Origin of the sequence: Bacillus sp. FSL M8-0266, assembly GCF_038613425.1 — a bacterium.
GTDB classification, from domain to species: domain Bacteria; phylum Bacillota; class Bacilli; order Bacillales; family Bacillaceae; genus Bacillus; species Bacillus pumilus.
On sequence record NZ_CP152015.1, the window covers coordinates 2,302,927 to 2,321,686 of the forward strand.

At 40.2% G+C, this 18,760-nt stretch carries 28 protein-coding genes and 1 tRNA gene; 6 read left to right on the top strand and 23 right to left on the bottom strand.

The genetic code is table 11. From position 1 onward, the window contains the following. Positions 1-19: 19 nt before the first annotated feature. Positions 20-298 carry a DUF3889 domain-containing protein gene (locus tag MKY83_RS11690; protein ID WP_065098439.1) on the top strand — a complete coding sequence of 93 codons (279 nt, stop codon included), beginning with the start codon at positions 20-22 and terminating at the stop codon, positions 296-298. A gap of 33 nt (positions 299-331) precedes the next feature. Here MKY83_RS11690 and MKY83_RS11695 read toward each other — a convergent pair whose 3' ends face one another. The 9 genes from MKY83_RS11695 to MKY83_RS11735 all read right to left on the bottom strand — a co-directional run bounded on the left by MKY83_RS11695 (position 332) and on the right by MKY83_RS11735 (position 5,597). Then, entirely contained in the window at positions 332-526 is a 195-nt protein-coding gene (locus MKY83_RS11695; protein WP_044140973.1) for a YqzE family protein, read from the bottom strand. 59 nt (positions 527-585) lie between these two features. Beyond that, entirely contained in the window at positions 586-969 is a 384-nt protein-coding gene (comGG, locus tag MKY83_RS11700; RefSeq protein ID WP_044140972.1) for a competence type IV pilus minor pilin ComGG, read from the bottom strand. Further along, the gene (comGF, locus tag MKY83_RS11705) at positions 966-1,466 is read right to left on the bottom strand and encodes a competence type IV pilus minor pilin ComGF (RefSeq protein ID WP_044140971.1); all 501 of its coding nucleotides are present in this window, start codon (positions 1,464-1,466) and stop codon (positions 966-968) included. Before comGF ends, comGG begins: the two co-directional genes overlap by 4 nt. Beyond that, the gene (gene comGE, locus MKY83_RS11710) at positions 1,405-1,722 is read right to left on the bottom strand and encodes a competence type IV pilus minor pilin ComGE (RefSeq protein ID WP_044140968.1); all 318 of its coding nucleotides are present in this window, start codon (positions 1,720-1,722) and stop codon (positions 1,405-1,407) included. Before comGE ends, comGF begins: the two co-directional genes overlap by 62 nt. Next, positions 1,706-2,152 (bottom strand): competence type IV pilus minor pilin ComGD, encoded by a 447-nt coding sequence (gene comGD / locus MKY83_RS11715; protein ID WP_106065588.1) that lies wholly within the window; start codon positions 2,150-2,152, stop codon positions 1,706-1,708. Before comGD ends, comGE begins: the two co-directional genes overlap by 17 nt. Next, positions 2,145-2,438 carry a competence type IV pilus major pilin ComGC gene (comGC, locus tag MKY83_RS11720; RefSeq protein ID WP_003217322.1) on the bottom strand — a complete coding sequence of 98 codons (294 nt, stop codon included), beginning with the start codon at positions 2,436-2,438 and terminating at the stop codon, positions 2,145-2,147. The genes comGD and comGC overlap by 8 nt, the downstream gene beginning before the upstream one ends. 16 nt (positions 2,439-2,454) lie before the next feature. After that, positions 2,455-3,534, bottom strand: coding sequence for a competence type IV pilus assembly protein ComGB (comGB, locus tag MKY83_RS11725; protein ID WP_231129518.1), 1,080 nt, complete (start codon positions 3,532-3,534; stop codon positions 2,455-2,457). Further along, positions 3,476-4,546 (bottom strand): competence type IV pilus ATPase ComGA, encoded by a 1,071-nt coding sequence (gene comGA / locus MKY83_RS11730; RefSeq protein ID WP_044140966.1) that lies wholly within the window; start codon positions 4,544-4,546, stop codon positions 3,476-3,478. Before comGA ends, comGB begins: the two co-directional genes overlap by 59 nt. Positions 4,547-4,724: 178 nt before the next feature. After that, entirely contained in the window at positions 4,725-5,597 is an 873-nt protein-coding gene (locus MKY83_RS11735) for an STAS domain-containing protein (protein ID WP_065098399.1), read from the bottom strand. A gap of 98 nt (positions 5,598-5,695) precedes the next feature. On the opposite strand from MKY83_RS11735, the gene MKY83_RS11740 reads away from it, so the two are divergent. Then, positions 5,696-5,766, top strand: a tRNA-Gln gene (locus MKY83_RS11740). A gap of 54 nt (positions 5,767-5,820) precedes the next feature. Here MKY83_RS11740 and MKY83_RS11745 read toward each other — a convergent pair. After that, positions 5,821-6,201 (bottom strand): Spx/MgsR family RNA polymerase-binding regulatory protein, encoded by a 381-nt coding sequence (locus MKY83_RS11745; protein WP_007501232.1) that lies wholly within the window; start codon positions 6,199-6,201, stop codon positions 5,821-5,823. Positions 6,202-6,414: 213 nt separating this feature from the next. Here MKY83_RS11745 and MKY83_RS11750 point away from each other — a divergent pair, with 213 nt between their 5' ends. Then, entirely contained in the window at positions 6,415-6,657 is a 243-nt protein-coding gene (locus tag MKY83_RS11750) for a DUF2626 domain-containing protein (RefSeq protein ID WP_003217440.1), read from the top strand. 45 nt (positions 6,658-6,702) lie between these two features. Here the strand turns inward: MKY83_RS11750 and MKY83_RS11755 are convergent, their stop codons facing one another. Beyond that, positions 6,703-7,341 (bottom strand): MBL fold metallo-hydrolase, encoded by a 639-nt coding sequence (locus MKY83_RS11755; RefSeq protein WP_065098400.1) that lies wholly within the window; start codon positions 7,339-7,341, stop codon positions 6,703-6,705. A 157-nt stretch (positions 7,342-7,498) separates the two neighbouring features. Here MKY83_RS11755 and MKY83_RS11760 point away from each other — a divergent pair, with 157 nt between their 5' ends. Next, the gene (locus tag MKY83_RS11760; protein WP_003217333.1) at positions 7,499-7,672 is read left to right on the top strand and encodes a DUF2759 domain-containing protein; all 174 of its coding nucleotides are present in this window, start codon (positions 7,499-7,501) and stop codon (positions 7,670-7,672) included. Positions 7,673-7,894: 222 nt separating this feature from the next. Here the strand turns inward: MKY83_RS11760 and MKY83_RS11765 are convergent, their stop codons facing one another. From MKY83_RS11765 to rpmG, 12 genes are all read right to left on the bottom strand, one after another. Then, positions 7,895-8,209: an MTH1187 family thiamine-binding protein gene (locus tag MKY83_RS11765; RefSeq protein WP_034662003.1), complete on the bottom strand. Its 315-nt coding sequence runs from the start codon at positions 8,207-8,209 to the stop codon at positions 7,895-7,897. A gap of 78 nt (positions 8,210-8,287) precedes the next feature. Further along, complete coding sequence (locus MKY83_RS11770) at positions 8,288-9,541, bottom strand: MFS transporter (protein WP_065098401.1); 1,254 nt, start codon at positions 9,539-9,541, stop codon at positions 8,288-8,290. Positions 9,542-9,696: 155 nt separating this feature from the next. Beyond that, positions 9,697-10,821 (bottom strand): M14 family metallocarboxypeptidase, encoded by a 1,125-nt coding sequence (locus MKY83_RS11775; protein WP_065098402.1) that lies wholly within the window; start codon positions 10,819-10,821, stop codon positions 9,697-9,699. 86 nt (positions 10,822-10,907) lie between these two features. Continuing rightward, positions 10,908-12,827 carry an LTA synthase family protein gene (locus tag MKY83_RS11780; RefSeq protein WP_065098403.1) on the bottom strand — a complete coding sequence of 640 codons (1,920 nt, stop codon included), beginning with the start codon at positions 12,825-12,827 and terminating at the stop codon, positions 10,908-10,910. Between the two features lie 213 nt (positions 12,828-13,040). Then, on the bottom strand, positions 13,041-13,994 hold the full coding sequence (locus MKY83_RS11785; protein ID WP_065098404.1) for an ROK family glucokinase: 954 nt from the start codon (positions 13,992-13,994) through the stop codon (positions 13,041-13,043). A 13-nt stretch (positions 13,995-14,007) separates the two neighbouring features. Further along, positions 14,008-14,211: a YqgQ family protein gene (locus tag MKY83_RS11790; RefSeq protein WP_008342322.1), complete on the bottom strand. Its 204-nt coding sequence runs from the start codon at positions 14,209-14,211 to the stop codon at positions 14,008-14,010. Between the two features lie 70 nt (positions 14,212-14,281). Continuing rightward, complete coding sequence (locus MKY83_RS11795; RefSeq protein ID WP_342488679.1) at positions 14,282-14,425, bottom strand: hypothetical protein; 144 nt, start codon at positions 14,423-14,425, stop codon at positions 14,282-14,284. Positions 14,426-14,449: 24 nt separating this feature from the next. After that, a complete protein-coding gene (locus tag MKY83_RS11800; RefSeq protein WP_342487372.1) occupies positions 14,450-15,820 on the bottom strand; it encodes a rhomboid family intramembrane serine protease in 1,371 nt (456 codons plus the stop codon). A gap of 86 nt (positions 15,821-15,906) precedes the next feature. Next, on the bottom strand, positions 15,907-16,080 hold the full coding sequence (locus tag MKY83_RS11805) for a hypothetical protein (RefSeq protein ID WP_165840198.1): 174 nt from the start codon (positions 16,078-16,080) through the stop codon (positions 15,907-15,909). A gap of 89 nt (positions 16,081-16,169) precedes the next feature. Next, positions 16,170-16,634, bottom strand: coding sequence for a hypothetical protein (locus tag MKY83_RS11810; protein ID WP_065098406.1), 465 nt, complete (start codon positions 16,632-16,634; stop codon positions 16,170-16,172). Positions 16,635-16,712: 78 nt separating this feature from the next. Then, positions 16,713-17,273, bottom strand: a complete 561-nt coding sequence (locus MKY83_RS11815) for a 5-formyltetrahydrofolate cyclo-ligase (RefSeq protein ID WP_044140958.1) — start codon at positions 17,271-17,273, stop codon at positions 16,713-16,715. Positions 17,274-17,321: 48 nt separating this feature from the next. Then, positions 17,322-17,471, bottom strand: a complete 150-nt coding sequence (gene rpmG / locus MKY83_RS11820; RefSeq protein ID WP_012010579.1) for a 50S ribosomal protein L33 — start codon at positions 17,469-17,471, stop codon at positions 17,322-17,324. Positions 17,472-17,891: 420 nt separating this feature from the next. Between rpmG and MKY83_RS11825 the strand changes: the two genes are divergently transcribed. Both MKY83_RS11825 and MKY83_RS11830 read left to right on the top strand, forming a co-directional pair. After that, the gene (locus tag MKY83_RS11825; RefSeq protein WP_003217285.1) at positions 17,892-18,239 is read left to right on the top strand and encodes a hypothetical protein; all 348 of its coding nucleotides are present in this window, start codon (positions 17,892-17,894) and stop codon (positions 18,237-18,239) included. Further along, positions 18,236-18,736, top strand: coding sequence for an endolytic transglycosylase MltG (locus MKY83_RS11830; RefSeq protein WP_003217472.1), 501 nt, complete (start codon positions 18,236-18,238; stop codon positions 18,734-18,736). The genes MKY83_RS11825 and MKY83_RS11830 overlap by 4 nt, the downstream gene beginning before the upstream one ends. The last annotated feature ends 24 nt before the right edge of the window (positions 18,737-18,760 follow it).

Here is an 18,760-nt window from a genome sequence, read left to right on the forward strand (position 1 = left end):
CAGTTTACTGTTGGGTCCTATGTTACAAGACGCCAATCCTGCGGATGCGAGAGGTTTCACTTCCGCCGCAGATCAATGGGAAATACGGGCAGTCAAAGAAGCAAAGAAACGATATCCACTAACGCAAGTCTTATTCAAACAAAAAGTATGGGACCGTCATCGTGAGAAGGAATCTGTGAAACAGTATCATATTACGTTAAAAGACCACACCAAAGAATTTGGGGTATTTGTCACTATTTCTTATAACCCGTACTCAAACAAGGTCAATAAAGTGATTGTTGTGGAAGAATACAGCTAAAGGGGCATAAAAAAACCGCCTGCTGGCGGCTTTTTACTTTTGTCGATGTCGCTTACGTTTTTTTAGCATCATTGAAAACCCAAACGGCAGAACCCCAAATAAACGCTGTGAAAATGGCGGTTTCGTTTCCATTTTCTCTTGTTTATGTTCCTTCCGTTCGTCACGTGGTGTATTCATATATTTAATGATTTCCTGTGTCATATATTTTACATAGTCATTGGTTTTCAAGCACATTCACCTCTTCTTTCTTCAAGTGTTACCAGGAAGAGGATCATTTTATACACTGGCTATTCAGGGTTTGCCCATTTCATGATTTCACGGGTCTTCCAATCCAGCACGAGTTCCCGCTTATCTGATAAACCATCCTTCGTTTTCACACTGACTAACATGTGGATACGCTTTTTCTTTTGATCGCATGTTATCTTCTTTAATGTCACGCGGCCTTCTTCAGTGTCAATAGGGGTTTGATGCTTTTCACACAAACGATGGAATGTACGGGCAGCTTCACTCGCCCCCACTCTGAAAAGCTGCTGTTTTTTATAAAACGAAATCGTCAGCTCTGCACTTCTCAGCTCTTTTTGAAACCCCATCGTCATTGCCCCTAGGATCAAGAGAAAAAATAGAATCGCAGCCAGTACATGCGGATAGATAAATCCTCCTTCCCTTTTCACGATGCAGGAACCACCCCTTTATATATGAAAAAAACGGCTTCATACACCTTACCAGACTCATCTGTGACTTTAAGGATAGCTCTATGCTGATTTGTTCTCACGCGAAATTCTTTCACCTTTTGCAATAAAGGGAGATGGCCAGCTTGATCCATTCGCTTCCGAAGCATCTCTTGATATGGCTCAATCGTTACCACTCGCCCTTGATCAGACACATACTCTAACGCTTTACCTCCTTGCACCGATCGAACAGCCGTTGCTCGGCTTAATTCCTCATCTAATTGCAGAACAGTCTGTTTCCACTCCATTTGTGAAAATCGGTTAATCTCTTCAAAAGGATGAGCTTTCGAAGCTGTTGATAAGATCAGTACACAGCCAAAAGAGAGGAACAAAAATAGCTGCAATTGCCATAAAGCCTGGACAAGGGTAAAACCTTGTTCACCGTTCAGCAACCTGGTGAAAGCATATGGTCTGCTTTTTTTGTAAGTTGTATGATACACATCCCTTCTCTTTACTCCAATTGAATACATATGTGATGTCGCCTCGCTTCTTTTTGACAGAAGATTTTGTACCCTCTATGAACGATTCATTCATCTGTTCATGCAAAATTTGGTAAGCCTCAAGTTTGGCTCTTACTTCATTTTTCCCTATCATGATTTTTTCATAGGCCGGCATCAGCACAAGGGCTGCAAATAGGAAGATATGACAAGCAAACAGCGCTTCAATCGTACTAAACCCTCTATTGCTTTTGAACATGGATTCGCCCGCTTCCTAAATAGATCGTGAGCTTATACGTTTGACTGCCAAATTGAATGATGAGAGACCCGCCGCTGCTTGGATGTCCGTTTACATTAAAATAGATACCTTGTGGAAATGTAGAAGCCTTAATGCTTCCCTTTTGTTGCTGAAAAGAAGCAATGACTTCGCCATCCTTTTGATTGATTACCTGATACGATACATGTGGCGGATAGAATTCAACATATACACGTGTTTTTTTGACAAATGCAGTATTAGCAGCCAATTGAAAATCTTGTTTCATGATGTTCACTTGTTTTTTGGCTTCAGCGTCTTCTATTAAATTTGGGATTTTCACTCCTATGATCGACAATAGAATCGATAGAACCAGTAAGATCATTAGCTGTTCTATGAGGGTAAAACCCTTTTCATGAAAAATTAATTTATTCATGCTTCACATGGCCGTTTTGAATGACAATCGCTTTTCCATTAGGACACGTTAATCCCTTTTTGACATAGCCTTCTTTTTCTAATTCAGCTAAAGAAGGTGTCTTGCCATCGTGCTCTAATTCATATGCCATCACCTGAGTGCTCACCATTGATTTAAGCCCTTCACAGCCCTTTGCTTGAATCGTTTGGTGGTGACGAGTAATATTCGGAATGGTAATAAGTAAAAGAATCGAAATCACAAGCATGACAATTAACATTTCTAACAGAGTAAATCCTTTATCATTCATGTCTTTGCCCTCCTCCTTACACTTGCTCCATCAGTTGATACATTGGTAAAAGAATAGATAAATACACAACGAGTATAAGAATTGCCGTCAGACCATAGATAACCGGCTGCAGCCACGATATCCATTTTTCAATTTTCAGCTCTGCATTCTCTAATAGAAATTGACTGTACGTGTACATTTCTCTTGCAAGCATCCCGCTCGCTTCACCATGCTCGATGACGGCTGCAAAATGTTTTTCAAAAAAAGGAGACAGGCTCACTTGATGTGCCATGCTCTCTCCTTTTCTTAACTCTTCAATCATCTGTTCTGATATTTCTTGAAGAAAGGGTAAGTAGCTTTGCTGCTTAAAAGCTAGCAAGCTCTCGTACATCGATAATCCAGCCTGAAGCAGTCCGCTTAACTGTAGAGAGAAAAGATACGTATGCATCAGTCGCATTCCTTTATATAAAAAAGGAAACCTGCTTATTACCCTTAGCTTCTCAAGGGTAGATTTTTTCCTAAAAAAGAAAGCATAGTATCCAGTCAGACAGATACACACACAGCCGATGAGGAGGAGAGATACATGCAGCAATTGAAAAAGTCCAAACATACCTTGAATCAGCCATGACATTCGGGTATCCATCGAGGAGTACAAGAGAGAAAATTGAGGAATGATCATTTGCTGAACGAGTATGAGAACGATCAAAACCGTAAAGATGAGGAAAATCGGGTAACGTAACATGCGTTTAAACGTATCTACCTGTTTAATTTTTTTCTCTAAAAACCGCGCGCTTTGTTCAAGTGCTTTTGCTAGACTTCCATGCTTTTCGGAGAAACTTAAAATGGCAATGACTTCCCGCTGAAAATGGAGTCTTTCTAGCACCACATAAAAAGGCTCCCCTTCGAGCAGCCACTGAATGCCTGGTGTCAATTGTTGCTGCTGCTTATTCGACAACTGGATATTCACCATCGTTAATGCCTCAATCAATGTATATCCAGCCTGAATCAATTGGGCAAGTTTTGATAGACATTCCGCTTGATCCTTTTTAGACCACACTTTAGAGGCTTGCTTCTTCATAAACCCAGCGATGATAGGTGTTTTTCGATAAATAGCCAAGTGCCACTCCTTTACGAATTAATCTTTGCAGTGTTTCATATGACGAGTGAGCATATTCTCCTTTAGCCTCCTTGATACACTCACCGAGCTCCTTTCCGAACAGCAGTTCAAATACATTTGTTCGTCTGACCGGTCGATTTAATTTACAGTAAAGCTGGCATGTTTCTCCGCAAAATGGACAGGTGAGCTCGATTAATCGCTGCGCAGCAATCGCCACCATCGTTTGTTCGAGTTCATTCATCGTGACACCAAATTCAAGCATACGATAAAGGGCTCCTTTTGCATTTTTCGCATGGAGTGTACTCATCACTAAATGGCCTGTTAGTGCTGCTCTAATTGCCGTTCGGGCCGTTTCAGCATCTCTTATTTCTCCTAGCACAATCATATCTGGATCATGTCTTAAAATAGCGCGTAATCCTGCGGCATATGTGATGCCGGCTTTTTCATTTACTTGAACCTGCAGCACTTCTTCATTTCTCGTTTCCACAGGATCTTCAAGTGTAATAATATTTCGGTTGAAATTCTTTTTTGCAAACTGGATCAATGAATAAAGGGTTGTTGTTTTCCCTGAATTGGTTGGACCGGTAAATAAAATGAGCCCATGCGAATGATTCAAAAATGATAATAACCTGGTGGAGGCTTTCGGAAATAGTGACAGATGTTTTATTTTCGGAACATGATCCTGCGGCAATATTCTAATCACTAAACTCTCATCATTTACAGTTGGTAGGGTAGACATTCGAATAAACACCTGGCCGCTTCTTAGCATCACAGCTAGTGACCCATTTTGCGGCCTCCTTTTTTCTCCAATATCCATGGATGATAAAAATTTAAAATGAGCAATGAGCCGCTCGCCGCTTTTTTTATCAATGGTTCGCTGCTGAATTAAATCTGAGTCTACGCGGAAAGATACCGACGCTTCCTTTTCTTTTGGAACAATGTGCACATCAGATGCTCTCATGCGGCATGCTTCTTCTAGCAGCTCTTGTCCCAAATATTCAATCCCATACAAATGGTTCACTCCCTTCTCTGACTATATTGTAAGTCGGAGGAACCTGTCTGACAAAAGAGCAATTTATCATTTTAACGCCTAATCAAGTGAAAAAAACCATCAGCTTGCGATGGAAAACGTGGTTTTTTAAAAAAGTGCATATAAAAAAACCTGACTTTTACAAGTGCAGGTTTTTTGGTCATGTGGCTTCTTGCGGCTGTTCTTCAAAAATACGAAATCCTCTTTTTTCCAAGGCTTTTGCAAGGCTATGTTCTGTATTTACTTTTGAGAAATCAATGCCGAGTTTCACAACGGTTTGAGCAATTTCTGGGCGGATGCCTGAAATAATCGTCTCAATGCCTAGAAGCTTCGCACTATCCACCACTTTAAACAGCTGATAAGCAACCATCGTATCAACGATCGGTACGCCTGATATATCAATAAACAAATGCGTTAGACGCAGTCTTGAAGCCTGTTCTAGCACGGATTCCAAAATAATTTTGGCCCGGTACGTATCAATCTCTCCGATGAGCGGCAAAATTCCGATTTCCTTTGAAACTGGAATAACAGGGGCACTCAGTTCCTGAATCATCTCTCTTTGTGCATTTAGCTGACTCAGTGTCACGCGGTCGTATTCTTCTGATAAACGCTCGATCATATCATCAAACGTGGAATGAAAATGCTGATTCCACCCGCATACATCTTGGAGCGTCACTTCAAGCTCGGTTTCTAGTATGAATTTCTCGATTCTGGAACAGAAAATCTGACGAAATATCTTAAATTGTCCAATGATTTCATATAAAGGCACCTCGTGAACGGCTCGATCACGTGCGATATCAACAGACCACTTTTTCAAATGATTTTCTACTTTGTCTGACAGTGTCACAAGTGTTGATGCAATGGTTTGAATAAACGCTGTGTTCTGTTCCTTCAGCTTCATTTCCGTTTCCTCTGAAGCATGTTTGGAATATAATGAGCCTTCTTCAGTTCTTGTTTTCAGCCATTCTTCGGTCATGACAGGGGCTTCTTTTAGGATAAATTCATATAATTGCTTCGATTTTTCATTTTTCATTTACTTCTCCCGCTCCTTTTTCACTTAAAACTAGTGACATACAACTTTTATGTATAAATGACCGCAGATGGTGAACAATATCATTACACGTTTGATATTGGGCTATAGCCAAGTGGTAAGGCAATGGACTTTGACTCCGTGATCGTTGGTTCGAACCCAGCTAGCCCAGTTCAGCACAAAAACGAAGACGGCTGAAGCATGTTTCAGCTGATCTTCGTTTTTATTAGGAAACTGATTGATGAATCGCTTTCTTTTTTGATATTTTCATGAGTTCTCCGGGATTATAGCCTACTACTAATTTATTTCCATCAATGATAATTGGTCTCCGAAGCAGTTTTGGTTTTTCAATAAGAAGCTGAAGAACCTCGTTTACTTTTAAATCATTAATATTTAAATTTAAGCTTTTAAAAGCCTGGCTTCGTGTGGCTAAAATTTCATCCATTCCTTCTGTTGTTAAGGAAAGAATCTTTTTTAATTCATCTAGGGTTGGCGTTTCTCTGAAAAGGTGACGCTCTTTAAAATCAATTTGATTCGCCTTTAGCCAATGTTTTGTTTTGCGGCAAGACGTGCAGCTCGGGTACGAATAAAAAGTAATGTCACTCATTAGTCTTCCTCCTTAGGTCGTTAACCTTTTCTCTTATGGAGTAAGTACCCTCATGTATTTCGGCATAAACACGTTTTGATCACTTTTTCAAAAAAATTTTTTCTACTCGTAAAATAAATGTTCACACGTTGTCAAAAATGTAAATGTTTACATAACAAGTGGTGATCAGCTATAATATGAATCAAAGGGGTTTTTTTAAGGGGAGGGAAAGAAATGAATCGCATGTTCCGCGTGCTTGGCTTTTGGACGGGTATTTTTGCTGTCATGTTCTATTTAGGGCATATGAAAGATGCATCGTTGCTGTTCTTCGGTCAAACCGTTCTTTTTGTATTTTTATCCTACTTGAATTTATCCGAAAGAATGTATATTTACATTTTCGGAGCGTACTTGACGATTTTCTTTGCCGGATTTACATATTATTCGATTTTCATCATGGTTCCCGGTACCGGACATTAATTGAAAAAAGCATCTCAATAAAAAGAGATGCTTTTTTTCATACGTTTAAAGAGAAAAGCCATTGATAAATGGATTTTGTTCCTGCTCCGTGAGTACAGTGGTTTCTCCGCCATGTCCACTTAAAACAAGAGTTGATTCTGGTAAAGACAATAATTTGTTATGAATTGATTGAAGCAGCACTTCTTGACTGCCCCCTACTAAATCTGTTCTTCCGATGCCGCCTTCAAATAGCGTGTCACCAGAAATCACAAATCCTTCTTCCGCCGAATAGTAAGATACACTGCCTGGTGAATGCCCAGGAGTGTGGAACATCTCTAATGTAAACGATCCAATTTGAAGAGTTCCTTCTGACGTAATTAATTTTTCAGCTTCATTGACCGTAATTCCATTTCCAATCAATCGAGCTGAACCGTTTAATTCAGCGTTCGTGAGCCATTCTTTTTCATTCTCGTGTACATAGAGTGGCACTCCCCACTCTGCGCGCACCTCATCTGCGGCACCGATATGATCAAAATGAGCATGTGTCAGTAAGACAGCAAGCGGTGTGAGCTGTTTTTCTTTTACATAGGAAATCAGCTTTTGTGCTTCACCGCCTGGATCAAAGATTAAGCATTCTCCGTGCTCATTTTTCCAAATATACGCATTCGCTTGTACATAGCCTAGTGGCATTCTTCTCCAATTCATTTTCATCACCTACTTTATTCATTCTTTTTTATTATGAAGGCTACACAATAAAAATTCAAACAATCGTCAACTGGAATCTACTCGACAAGCTTTATGAAAACGGTTAAAATAAAAAGAAAGGAAATCAAGGGGATTGATGACAAAGGGGGACTTTCACATGATGCTCGTCATTATTTTTGGTCTAGTCACGATTTTAGCTGCACTCGGGATCTATCGCTCACTTAAAAAAGTGAACGTACTTGCCATCGCTTTTGCTGGCGCAACATTTTTGGTTTTTGGCTGGTTTACTGTCATGACCATCATCTATAGCGGTTATCCAACTGCACATTAAAAGCCTGCATTTAGCAGGCTTTTAGATTATTGACAAAGGGCTAAAATGATCTTGATTTTAGCCCTTTGTCTTCTTTTCAGCTTGATAGAAAACCTTTGCAGCCTAGGAAGGACGAGTACCGGAGCGGAGCGAATTTGATATTCGTGAGCACCGGCACGCAGGACTGACACCGAATGCGAGGGTTTGTCTACACGCTGAAAGCCTGCATTTAGCAGGCTTTTTTTATTGATTCAAGTGCTTATTCACGCTTTCTATTTTGCTTGTAAGCGTTGTGGTTTGATCCCGCCTGTCATCAATGCGAATATTGGTCGCTACGCGGTGCAATCCCTTTTCAAAAGGTGCTTCATGAATGCGCTGAATGACTTCAAATAAAACGGATAATTCACCTTCAATTAACGTATTCATTGGTGTTAATTGATAATTAATTTTCCCTTCTTTTTGAAAGCCTTCTAAAATTCTTTGTACATCTGCTACATAAGCACTGACACTTGGTGTTTCCGTGCCTATTGGAATGATAGTGACATCTGCTATGGCCATGTTTATTGCCCCTTTCCATTGAAATCCTCATGTTTTCTCGTCCTCATTGTAACCTATTCGCAATCCATCATGCCATGCTCACGTTGCATTTAAAGAAGGTTTGTCCCGTTCTATCGTCAAATCCGCCCTCTCTACCTTCCCAATCTTTGTGAATAGCAGCAGGCATATCCCTGACACAGCTTCAATGATGCCGCCAGCCGCAATGACATACCCTGACCCAAATAGTGTTGCCATATAGCCGCCAATGAGAGCGCCTAACGGGATCATGAAGAAGGAGATCATATTGATAATTGCATACACTTGCGGCTGATCCTCTGCTTTTACTGACAATTGAATCATTGTATGTTCAGGCACGTTGACTGCACTGATGGCGGCACCTAATGCAAAAGCTGATATAAATACAAGTGGTAAAAATGCGTTCATGCCTGTTATAAAGAACGAGATTCCATCAACAATCCCAGCACCTATAAACAGCAGCCCATACCGGTTCACTTTTACCTTTGTCAAAACAAACCCCATCAAGAATGCACCTAGTGCCGTTGTGACTTTAATAAATGAATAGATAACTGGTCCACTATGTAAATCCTCTGTTAAATAAATAACAGACAATGCTTCCCATGGTGCGGCAGCAAAGTTCGAGCAAACACAAAAAATCGCCAATGGGAACAAAATATGGTGCCTTCTAACAAGTGAAAATCCCCGAATCAATCTTTTGCCGTATGATAACCCTTTTTTGGCTTTATCAATGATGATTTCTGTTTCATATGTAATGATTAATACGAGTAAAGCAGACAAGAGATAAAGAGGAATAATCACAAGCATTGTATATCCTACCCCTACAAACGCAATCATGACACCACAAACCGTGACCGTCACAAGCCTGACTACATGACTTGCTGATTGAATAGTTGCATTCGCTTTTTGTATGAGGTCCTCATGGACAAGCTTTGGAATAATTGATACAGACGCCGGTTCGTAGGAGCCACCAGTTGCCGAATGAAGCAGCATACAGCCAATAACAAGTGCTAATGGCGTGAAACCATAAAAGTAACTGACCACAATCACAAGGATTATCGCTCCTCTTGTTAAATCAGCAAAACACATCCAAAATTTCAATTGATGCGGCTTCATCATTGGGGTAATTAGCGGCCCAACAATGGCTTGCGGAACAAAGCTGACCGCAATAAAAAAGGCTGTTCCAATTGCCCCTTTTCCGCCTAGTACTAAAAGCCACAAGATGGTGTTGAAAGATAAACTATCACCTGTTATTTTGCACATTTTAGAAATAAATAAGTAAGTGAAATTCCTTTTCCACAGGCTTTGAGCACTCAATGATCGACATCTCCCTAAAACATATCCTTTTTTTTACATCCGCACCTTTCACAATAGCTCACAAGGCGACCTTCGTCAATTGCCCTAACATTATTTTTATTGACAATAAGAAATTACTTCATGTTCAAATGTAAAAAGCACCTGACAGGTGCTTTTTAACACTTACATGCTTCCCATAACAACCGCTTTGTTTTCTCATAGATGGTGTCAAATTGATTCATGGAAAGAGGATTTTTTCCTAGGCCAAGCTCGACTGTATAGCCCTCATTGTGACATTGATAAATAAACCAATCGCGATAGCCTGCATAGCTGTCAAGATATTGAATCGATTTATAGCCGCTTACTTGTTCGAATCGTTTGACCGTTTCTTTTGAGATGGCTGGTTCATGACCAAGAAAGCCCCAGTATATCTCTTCTCCTTGTGTATGGAGAGCAACAAGCCTGTCAAAGCGTTTTCGTAATGCTAGATTTGCCATCGCTTTCGCTTCTGGTTCTGTTAGCGGCTGATACCCAGGAAAGCCTCGATTGGACGGAGCCTTAGTCTCATGACGGTAGTATTCGATCTCCCAATAAGCAGGAAATTGATTGTTCAAATCCACCCCTCGTATATTTGCTTTCCACTCCTGATAATCAGCATATCCATCATATAGCGGTGTGAATTCTTCACTGCTCAGACCAAGTGACTCTGGTCCATTTCGTACGAGGTCCACACCATCTGGATTCACCATTGGTACGATAGAGAGAGCTGTGGTTCGCAGAATATGAACGGCTTCATGATGCCTTGCTTGCACCGGGTCAGATGCAGCCAAACACAGCGATTTCAGCCATTTTATTAAAACAGACGTCGTGATCCATTCATTTGCATGAAAAGAGGCATTCAAATGAATAGAATGTAAATGCTGAACAGGCTCTGTTCGGATTTCATAAATAGGTGTATCAAGCACTGAATGACCTATTATGCTCATTTGAAGAAAAGGAAATGCGGCTTTCAAGTGGCTCAGCTCTTCTTCTAATTGAGCACTATCATATTCAAAGGTTCCATTGATCCAATCATCGGATTGCTGCAGCCTGTAAGGCGCAATAAATTTCTGCAGCTCACCTATGGAAGAAAATGAATGGATACCTTCCGGAAGTCGATATCCCGGTAAAAGGAGGTACTCATTGCTGATTTGATTGGATAAATGGAAAGCTGCATTTCCTATCCCTAACTGCTTTGCTACATTATCCTTTTCCTCTCCATCTAGCTGCCATTCAATTTTCCCAAACGACGTTGTCTTCATTTACATCCCTCCTCTCATACTATATGAGCCGGCAGACAAAAAAAGAAAACCTCTGCATTTAAAAATAACAGAGGTTTTCTCGTATGTTAGGACGCCTTTTTCAGCTGCGTTTCATCTTCTTTTTTGGATGGAGAATGGTCCGGGCTATTCCGGCCATAAAATCTAAGGAGATCCCCATAGATGATTTGATCAGAGAATTGGAGCTCTTGCTTTGCCTTCTCTTCATAAGACTGACACACAGTCTCATCATCTCTTGGCTCACCCGTTTTTTTATTGTAGCAAACACCATCTGTGAAAACACTGTCCTTCGTAATAAAACTGCCATCACGAAGCACGGTAAAATCATTCGTATCTTTCGATAAAAGATCATGGCCAAATTGAATTTGTTTACTTGTATCAATTCCTAATAGATTGAGTACAGTTGGGCGGAGATCGACCTGACCACCTACCGTATCAATTTCTTTTGGATGTTGATCCGTGATCCCTGGAATGTGTACAACAAACGGGACTTTTTGAAGCTGTACTTCTTCAAATGGCGTAATCTCTTTATTTAAAAATTGCCCCATAGCTTCGTTATGATTTTCTGAAATTCCATAATGATCCCCATATAAAACAAAGATGGAATTTTCGTACAAACCTGTTTCCTTCATTTTTTCAAAGAAAATCTTCAGCGCCTCATCTTGATATCGCACTGTAGGAAAGAACTTGTTTAGCGTTTTGCTCTTAGAATCATATTCATCAATGAGCTTATCTTCTTCATCTAGATCAAACGGAAAGTGATTCGTTAATGTAATCAATCTCGTATAGAAAGGCTGCGGGATCGATTTCATCAATTCCGCTGACTGTTCGAAGAATGGACCATCTTTCAGCCCCCAGCCAACTGAATTTTCTTCATTTACATCAAATGATTTAATATCAAAAAACTTATCGTAGCCAAAGCTATCGTAGATCAGGTCACGGTTCCAGAAACTTTTGTTATTCGCATGAATGACAGAAGAATGGTACCCCTCATCCTTTAACAGCTCAGGTGTGGCTGTAAACTCATTGCTTGGATTTGTGAAGAACACAGCTCCTCTTCCAAGTGGATAGAGAGAGTTATCAACAATAAACTCTGAGTCAGATGTTTTCCCTTGACCTGTTTGATGATAGAAATTAGTAAAGTTGTAGCTTTTCTTGATTAATTTGTTTAAAAACGGGGTGATTTCTTTCCCGTTTAGTTTTTCATTGATCACGAAACTTTGTGTAGATTCAAGTGAGACAAGAATGACATTTCGTCCTTTTGCTTGACCAAACGTCTTTTCATTACGGTCGGTTTGATTTGCACTTACATAGTTTTCAATTTCTGTTAAGCTATTGCTGTCAGCAAGGGCTCGTTGAGCAGACTGTTTCGATTGCAGCACTCCATCATAAATATGGAAATTATATAAGCTAATATTTTTCACCAGCATCTCACGGTCAAAAGAGCGAGTGAGCAGTTCTGGTCTCTCTGTTTCAGCCAAACCAAGGTTAAAGAAGAAAGTCGCTGCCACAAATAAATAATAGGCTGCTCGTTCTTTTCGTGAAATGGTGATATCCGTTCTAAAGGAAGGCTGCTTTTTATAGAGCCACATTAAAATGATGATATCCACGAACATCAATAAATCGACTGGTTCAATTAAAGAGGTAATACTTGACCCGAGGTCACCCATATTGTTTGTTTGAAATAGGACGGGGATGGTTAAAAAGTCACTATAGAATCGGTAAAACACAATGTTAGCTAACAAAATAAATGTCAGAATAAAGCTCGTCACGATGATATATCGATTGCGATTTTTTTCTTTCATAAATAAACCGATACCGAAGATAAACAAGATAAAGCTAAGCGGATTAATAAACAGGATAAACTCCTGCATGAAATTTTCTATTTTAATATTGAAGCTAGATTTATAGATAACATAGGTTTTGACCCACATGAGCAATGTCGCAATCAGTAAAAATGAAATCGCCTTTAATCTTTTCTTTCGCATTGTAACCTCCTTATGCTAAGCGAGCACTCAAGCTAGGGATACACCCTAATTATTGGTGCTTCTTCAAAAATAACTAAACTATATCTTATCCTGTATGTGCTGGAAAATCAATGTCTTTTTCCTCATGACAAACTTATGAATATGCTAAACATTTCATTTCATGCCCATCTATCGCTTTTTTTAATAAAAATGACATCATGATGACTTTTTTGTTTAAGACGACCATTTGTTTTTTGCCATCCATGCACCGCCGATGACTCCTGCATCGTTTCCGAGAGAGGCAATCACGACTTCGACATCATCAGCGCAAGGCGGAAATGCGTGATGCTTAACAACGCGTTCTACTTTACTGCGAAGGAGCTCACCTGCTTTTGAAACACCGCCGCCAATCACGATTTTTGTTGGGTTTAACGCACTGGCAAGATTCGCTAATACAAGCCCAAGATGAGTCGTCACCTCTTCTACGACACGCATGGCAAGATCATCTCCACTTTCAGCAGCCTTAAACACATCCTTTGCAGTCAGCGAAGTGAGCGTGCCAAGTGAAGATGTATGCTGCTCTGTTACTAATTTATCCTTTGCAAGCCGGACGATGCCAGTCGCAGATGCAATGGTTTCAATACAGCCTGTTCTCCCGCAATTACAAGGTGCTCCTTGGAATGGAACGGCACAAATATGGCCAATTTCTCCGCCAGCCCCTGTCTCACCTTGAACAACTTCACCATTTACAATAATGCCGCCGCCAACACCTGTGCCAAGTGTGACCATCAGGATGTTTTTTGCGCCATCGCCTGCACCCTTCCACATTTCACCGAGTGCAGCAATATTCGCATCATTTTCGATGACAGATGGAAGTCCTGTCTCTGCCTCTAGGTGATCTTTGAGTGGATAGTTTGTCCAGCCGAGATTCGTTGTTTTATAGACAATCCCAGATACTTTATCTACAGGCCCAGGTGCACCCATTCCAATCCCAATCAGCGCTGATTTGGGCATACTGATTTCGACTAATTTGTGGTCAATTGATTTGGCAATATCGACTGTGATCGTCTGCCCTGATTTATCCGTAGGAATCTCCCACTTATGCTGAATTTCACCATATAAGTTAATGAACGCAAGCTTAATTGTCGTACCGCCAAGATCAACTCCTACAAACCAATCCCCGATCATATGCCCTCCACCTTCACATTGTTTTTCGATTTAATTTGGCTAGTTCCATTTGAAGAATCGTCATTGCGTTTGACCATTCTGTCCGGTCAATAATGCCCGATGTATACATTTCCTTCAGTTCATCTGCCATAAATTCTAATTCCACTTCACGATCTCCGAAATACACATAATTTCCAAATCTCATGAGCAGCTGCTGTACATCATATAACGTTTTCATTGTTTCCACCATTTCTTCTCATCAACAGATAGGATAAGCGTATTCATAAATGCGCTTTCAGTCAAGTCATTCAATGTGTTTGCGTGTTTTCAATATATTGTTTCAGCTTTAAAAATTGATCATTTTTTGGATCTTGGTCTAACCCTTTTTCTATTAGATCCTCTGCTTTCGCTGTCTCTCCTTTTTCTACGTACAACAACGATAGATGATACAGTTTATTTGGATCATCTGGATTTTTTTAAAGCGACTTTTGTAAAAATCCAATCGCTTTGTCAAGGTGGCCGAGCTGCGCTTCCGATAGAGCATATATATGGAGAGCCTCAGCTGATGCATCCTTTTGATGTACATATTCCTCTAGACGTTTACTTGCTTCGTTATAGTTCTTGTCATCAAATAAACTTGCTGCCTCACTTACTGCTGCCGCTTCCTTTTGATCGTCTGAATGAAACCCTGTATACAATCCGAAACCACCAATCAACAGTAGAACAACACTAGCAAGAAACATTTTGACAGGCTGCACTTGTTTAGGGAGCCGGACAGCTAAAGCAGCAAAAAAACCGCCAACCAGACCGCCAAGGTGCCCTGCGTTATCAATACCTGATACGGTAAAGCCGATCCCTAAATTGATGAGGATGATCACAATAATATTTGTCCCCATCGTTCGGAAGAAGAGCTTGCGGTTAGAAATTGCCAAATATAATAGTGCACCTAAGCATCCAAAGATCGCGCCTGATGCACCGGCTGCGATGGCCGTATTAAAGACAAAGCTCGCTATGGAACCAAAAATGCCGGAAATGAAATAGATGAGCAAAAATCTCCATGAGCCATAAATTTTCTCAACAGCCGCTCCGACAGACCAAAGAGCAAATGTATTAAAGAGTAAGTGCGTCAAGCCAATGTGCAAAAACATTGGTGTAATCAGGCGCCACCATTCTCCATCTAAGATCAGCCCATTATTTTTAGCACCAAACGCTGTCAAAGTTGCCGTATTGGTACTTCCGCCAAATAGTTCAAGTAAAAGAAACATCACCACTTGAACAGCGATGAACAGGTAGGTGAAAATCGGTCTGCCATTTTGAAAAACGGCCCGTTCTCGTTCACGCTGCTTTTCCTGATCATCAAATGCTTGAAGTACGCTCACTTTAAGCTGGATGACATCTTCAGCTGTGTCTCTTTTTGCCTCTTCTACATCCACTGTCAGCGAAGTATTGAGCCATTTTTGCAGCTCGTTAACGTCATGTTGAAGAGTGTCTGCATTCAGTAATACAGGTGTAACTGTCACCTTTTGCTTTTTTTGCTGTTGACCGTTTAGGTCCTCCCAATCATCTACAGGGTAGTCAGCTGTAAATTGGAGCTGTAAGAGATGAAGAGAACGTTTACGCATGGCCTCTCTCAGCTGATCCATCCGATACGTCTGCTCTTCAATTTCTCGAACGATCTCCTGTTTAAAATTGACATCTTTTCTATTTAGACGGATGAGATCATACCCTGAGTTTCGTGGTGCTTCAAAAAATATTTCATCTTCTGGATACGGACTTTGAATCATCTCGTACCCTTTTTGTCTTAATTCATCAACAACTCGCCAAAATAAACTATCTATGACATTCATTCATTCGCGCTCCATTTTTTACATTATTATAACAAGAATTGTTCTGATCCGCATTTCTGAACAAAAAAATCCCGACGTCTGCGGGATTAGAATGCTTGGCGAATAAATTTCGTCCGAAAATACGGGACTTTCATCAGCCACTTAATAAAAAAGTGACGCACTTGATTTTGACCTAAGATCAAATTCATCAGCCGATAACGATTTTGCACGAGAACGAATGCAAACAATGTGAACACAATGCTCCAAATCATTTTATTCATCATATTCCCTCCTATGTTCGTATCGTGGCTTAAATAGGATGTGTTTATGCATGAACCATCATTTTTATCGCTTACAATGCTTTCTGCTTTTACAATCTAATCCCTTGTTCTTTTGATTGAATATAATAGACCTCTTCACACTCTGGTTGATCATAAAAAACGTCAAATTGATGAAGGTCGATTAAATCCTTGAACGTATGAGGCAGCTTATAATTCCGCTCTACCTCTTCCATCTTGTGAGGGAAGTAACTGTCGTATGGATTTGGTGTATGAACATATACAGCGTCTAAACCAGGGGCATGTTCGTGAATACTAATCCATGTTTGGTATGGCTTTTCAAAGCCTTCAAGCTGTTTTAACAGCCTATGATATAAAGCGATATGGGCTTTGATATGCTCTCTTCTTATTTTTAAGCTATTTTCCCCGACCCCAAAAAAATCAAGGTGCGTATGCCAAAAATAAAACCATGAATCCTGATCGAGTTTTAGGTCGCAAGTATTCACTTCCTCCCACATATTGCGGAAGTATCTTTTCTTTCCACGAAATTTTTTCAAAACGGACCTCCTATCAGCTAAAATGCCATGACCTTATGAAACAACAAAAAGCCCGTTCTTTGGACAATCAGCGGACTTTTACTTTTGATATAACGTGCCTTTTTCACTGACAATCATAGACACCGGTATGTCGTATGCTTCAGACGGCACTTGCCTGATTTGCTGTAAAGACAGACAAAGTGCAATGGTTACCCCGTGATAGTCAGCTAAGTAGCGGTCATAATAGCCGCCCCCAAATCCAATCCGGTAGCCTTTTTGATCGAAGCATACCCCAGGCACAATGATTAAATCAATGGTTTCTTTATGTACAGCTGTTGATACTTGAGGGTCTGGTTCCAATAGCCCAAAGTAGCTGGATGTCATCTTTGTTTCGGGTGTATATTCATAAAACATCATCTCTTTTGTTTTCGGAAAACAGGTAGGGATACATACTGTTTTTCCTTCTTCCCACGCTTTTTCAATTAGAGGCATTGTCGGTATCTCTTTTCCTCTAGACATCGTCAAAGCGATCGTTTTCGCCTGTTTCCATGCTGGCAGCTGCAATAAGTGCTCATGGAGTAAAGCCGTACTGCGCTCAAATTCTTCAGCGCTTATCTGATCAAGCTTGGCTAATGTTTGAAGGCGAAGCTCCTTTTTCATACAGATCATCTCCCATCATAAAAAAACAGCAGGAAAATTCCCTGCTGCTTACTTTGTTTCACGATGTACAGTTTGTTTTTTATCACGTGAGCAATACTTTTTGAATTCAACGCGATCTGGATTGTTTCGCTTATTCTTTTTAGTAATATAGTTACGCTCACCGCATTCAGTGCAAGCTAGAGTAATATTTACGCGCATATTTTTCCCTCCAAACTAAAATCAATTCACATTCAGACCTAACTATAATACCACTTCTAGCTTAGGAATGCTAGAATGTTTTTTCACCAATTTCAATTTGAGTGCATTCACTTACATATCGCATGCTTATGTCATGAAAAATCGTCTGCTCCCCTATAAAACCTTATTCTTTGTCGTACTGTATACATGAGACTCCTCTTCTCCCCGCCGCTTTCATTTATTTTGACAGCGAAGCAAGGTTTTCATACCCGTTTTACATATAAAAAGAAAAAAGATGAAAAAAAGGTGATTTTCTTCAGCAATTCCTTTTGAAACTAGCTTTTTTATGGTATAAAAAAGAAGGGTCGAAAACTGTCTGAAACAATCTTGGAAGCCTTTTATGGCTTTCAGCATTAAAATATGAATAAAAGGTGATGAAACATGGAAATTGCAATTATCGGATTGCTTGTTGTCAGTATTGTACTGATCGCATTCTCATATTTTCAAAGAGAGCCGATTAAAGAAGTCGAGCAGGAACTTGAAACACTTCAACTATCTGCAATGCAAGAAATCTATAAACTGAAAAAGAAAATGAAAGTGCTTGAAGAAGAATTACTTGAAACAAACATCGTCGTTCGCAAGCATTCAGAAATTGATCCATCCATCGCAAGACAGATCATTTCAAAACATCAAAATGGCATGTCTCCTGAGGCCATTGCGCGCGCTGAGCATGTATCTGTAGAAGATGTCAACATGATCATTAAAGACAACGAGAGGGTGCTTGTATGACGAAAAAAAGCATCCAAACGTTTGCAGCAGGTATGATTCTTGCAACTGGGGTTCTTGCGATTGTCTTTTTCCTCACTGGGAAAGACGAGGCAGCAGCTGATACAACAACAAAAGAAACCCTCGCACAGAAAGTAACAGACACTGACGTGAAAAACTATTTAGACTCCAAAAAAGAAGTCACTGTCAGCCGCGAAACGTACCAGCAGCTTCTTGACTATAAGGAAAAAGCGCTGAAGGCAAATGAAGACGGAGATTCTAAGAGTGATCAACAAAAAGAGGACAAGCCTAAAGGCAAATCGATCAAATTTGTGATTAAAAACGGTATGAGTACAAGTGATGTTTCAGACATGCTTGAAAAGGACGGCATCATCAACTCGTCTAAAGACTTTAATGATTACGTAATTGACGCCGGCTACCATAAAGAAATTCGTGCAGGCAAGTTCAATTTAAAAACAGGAATGACGTTCAAACAGATAGTCAAAGCCTTAACAAAATAACAACAACCCCCCCCTGACGGCACT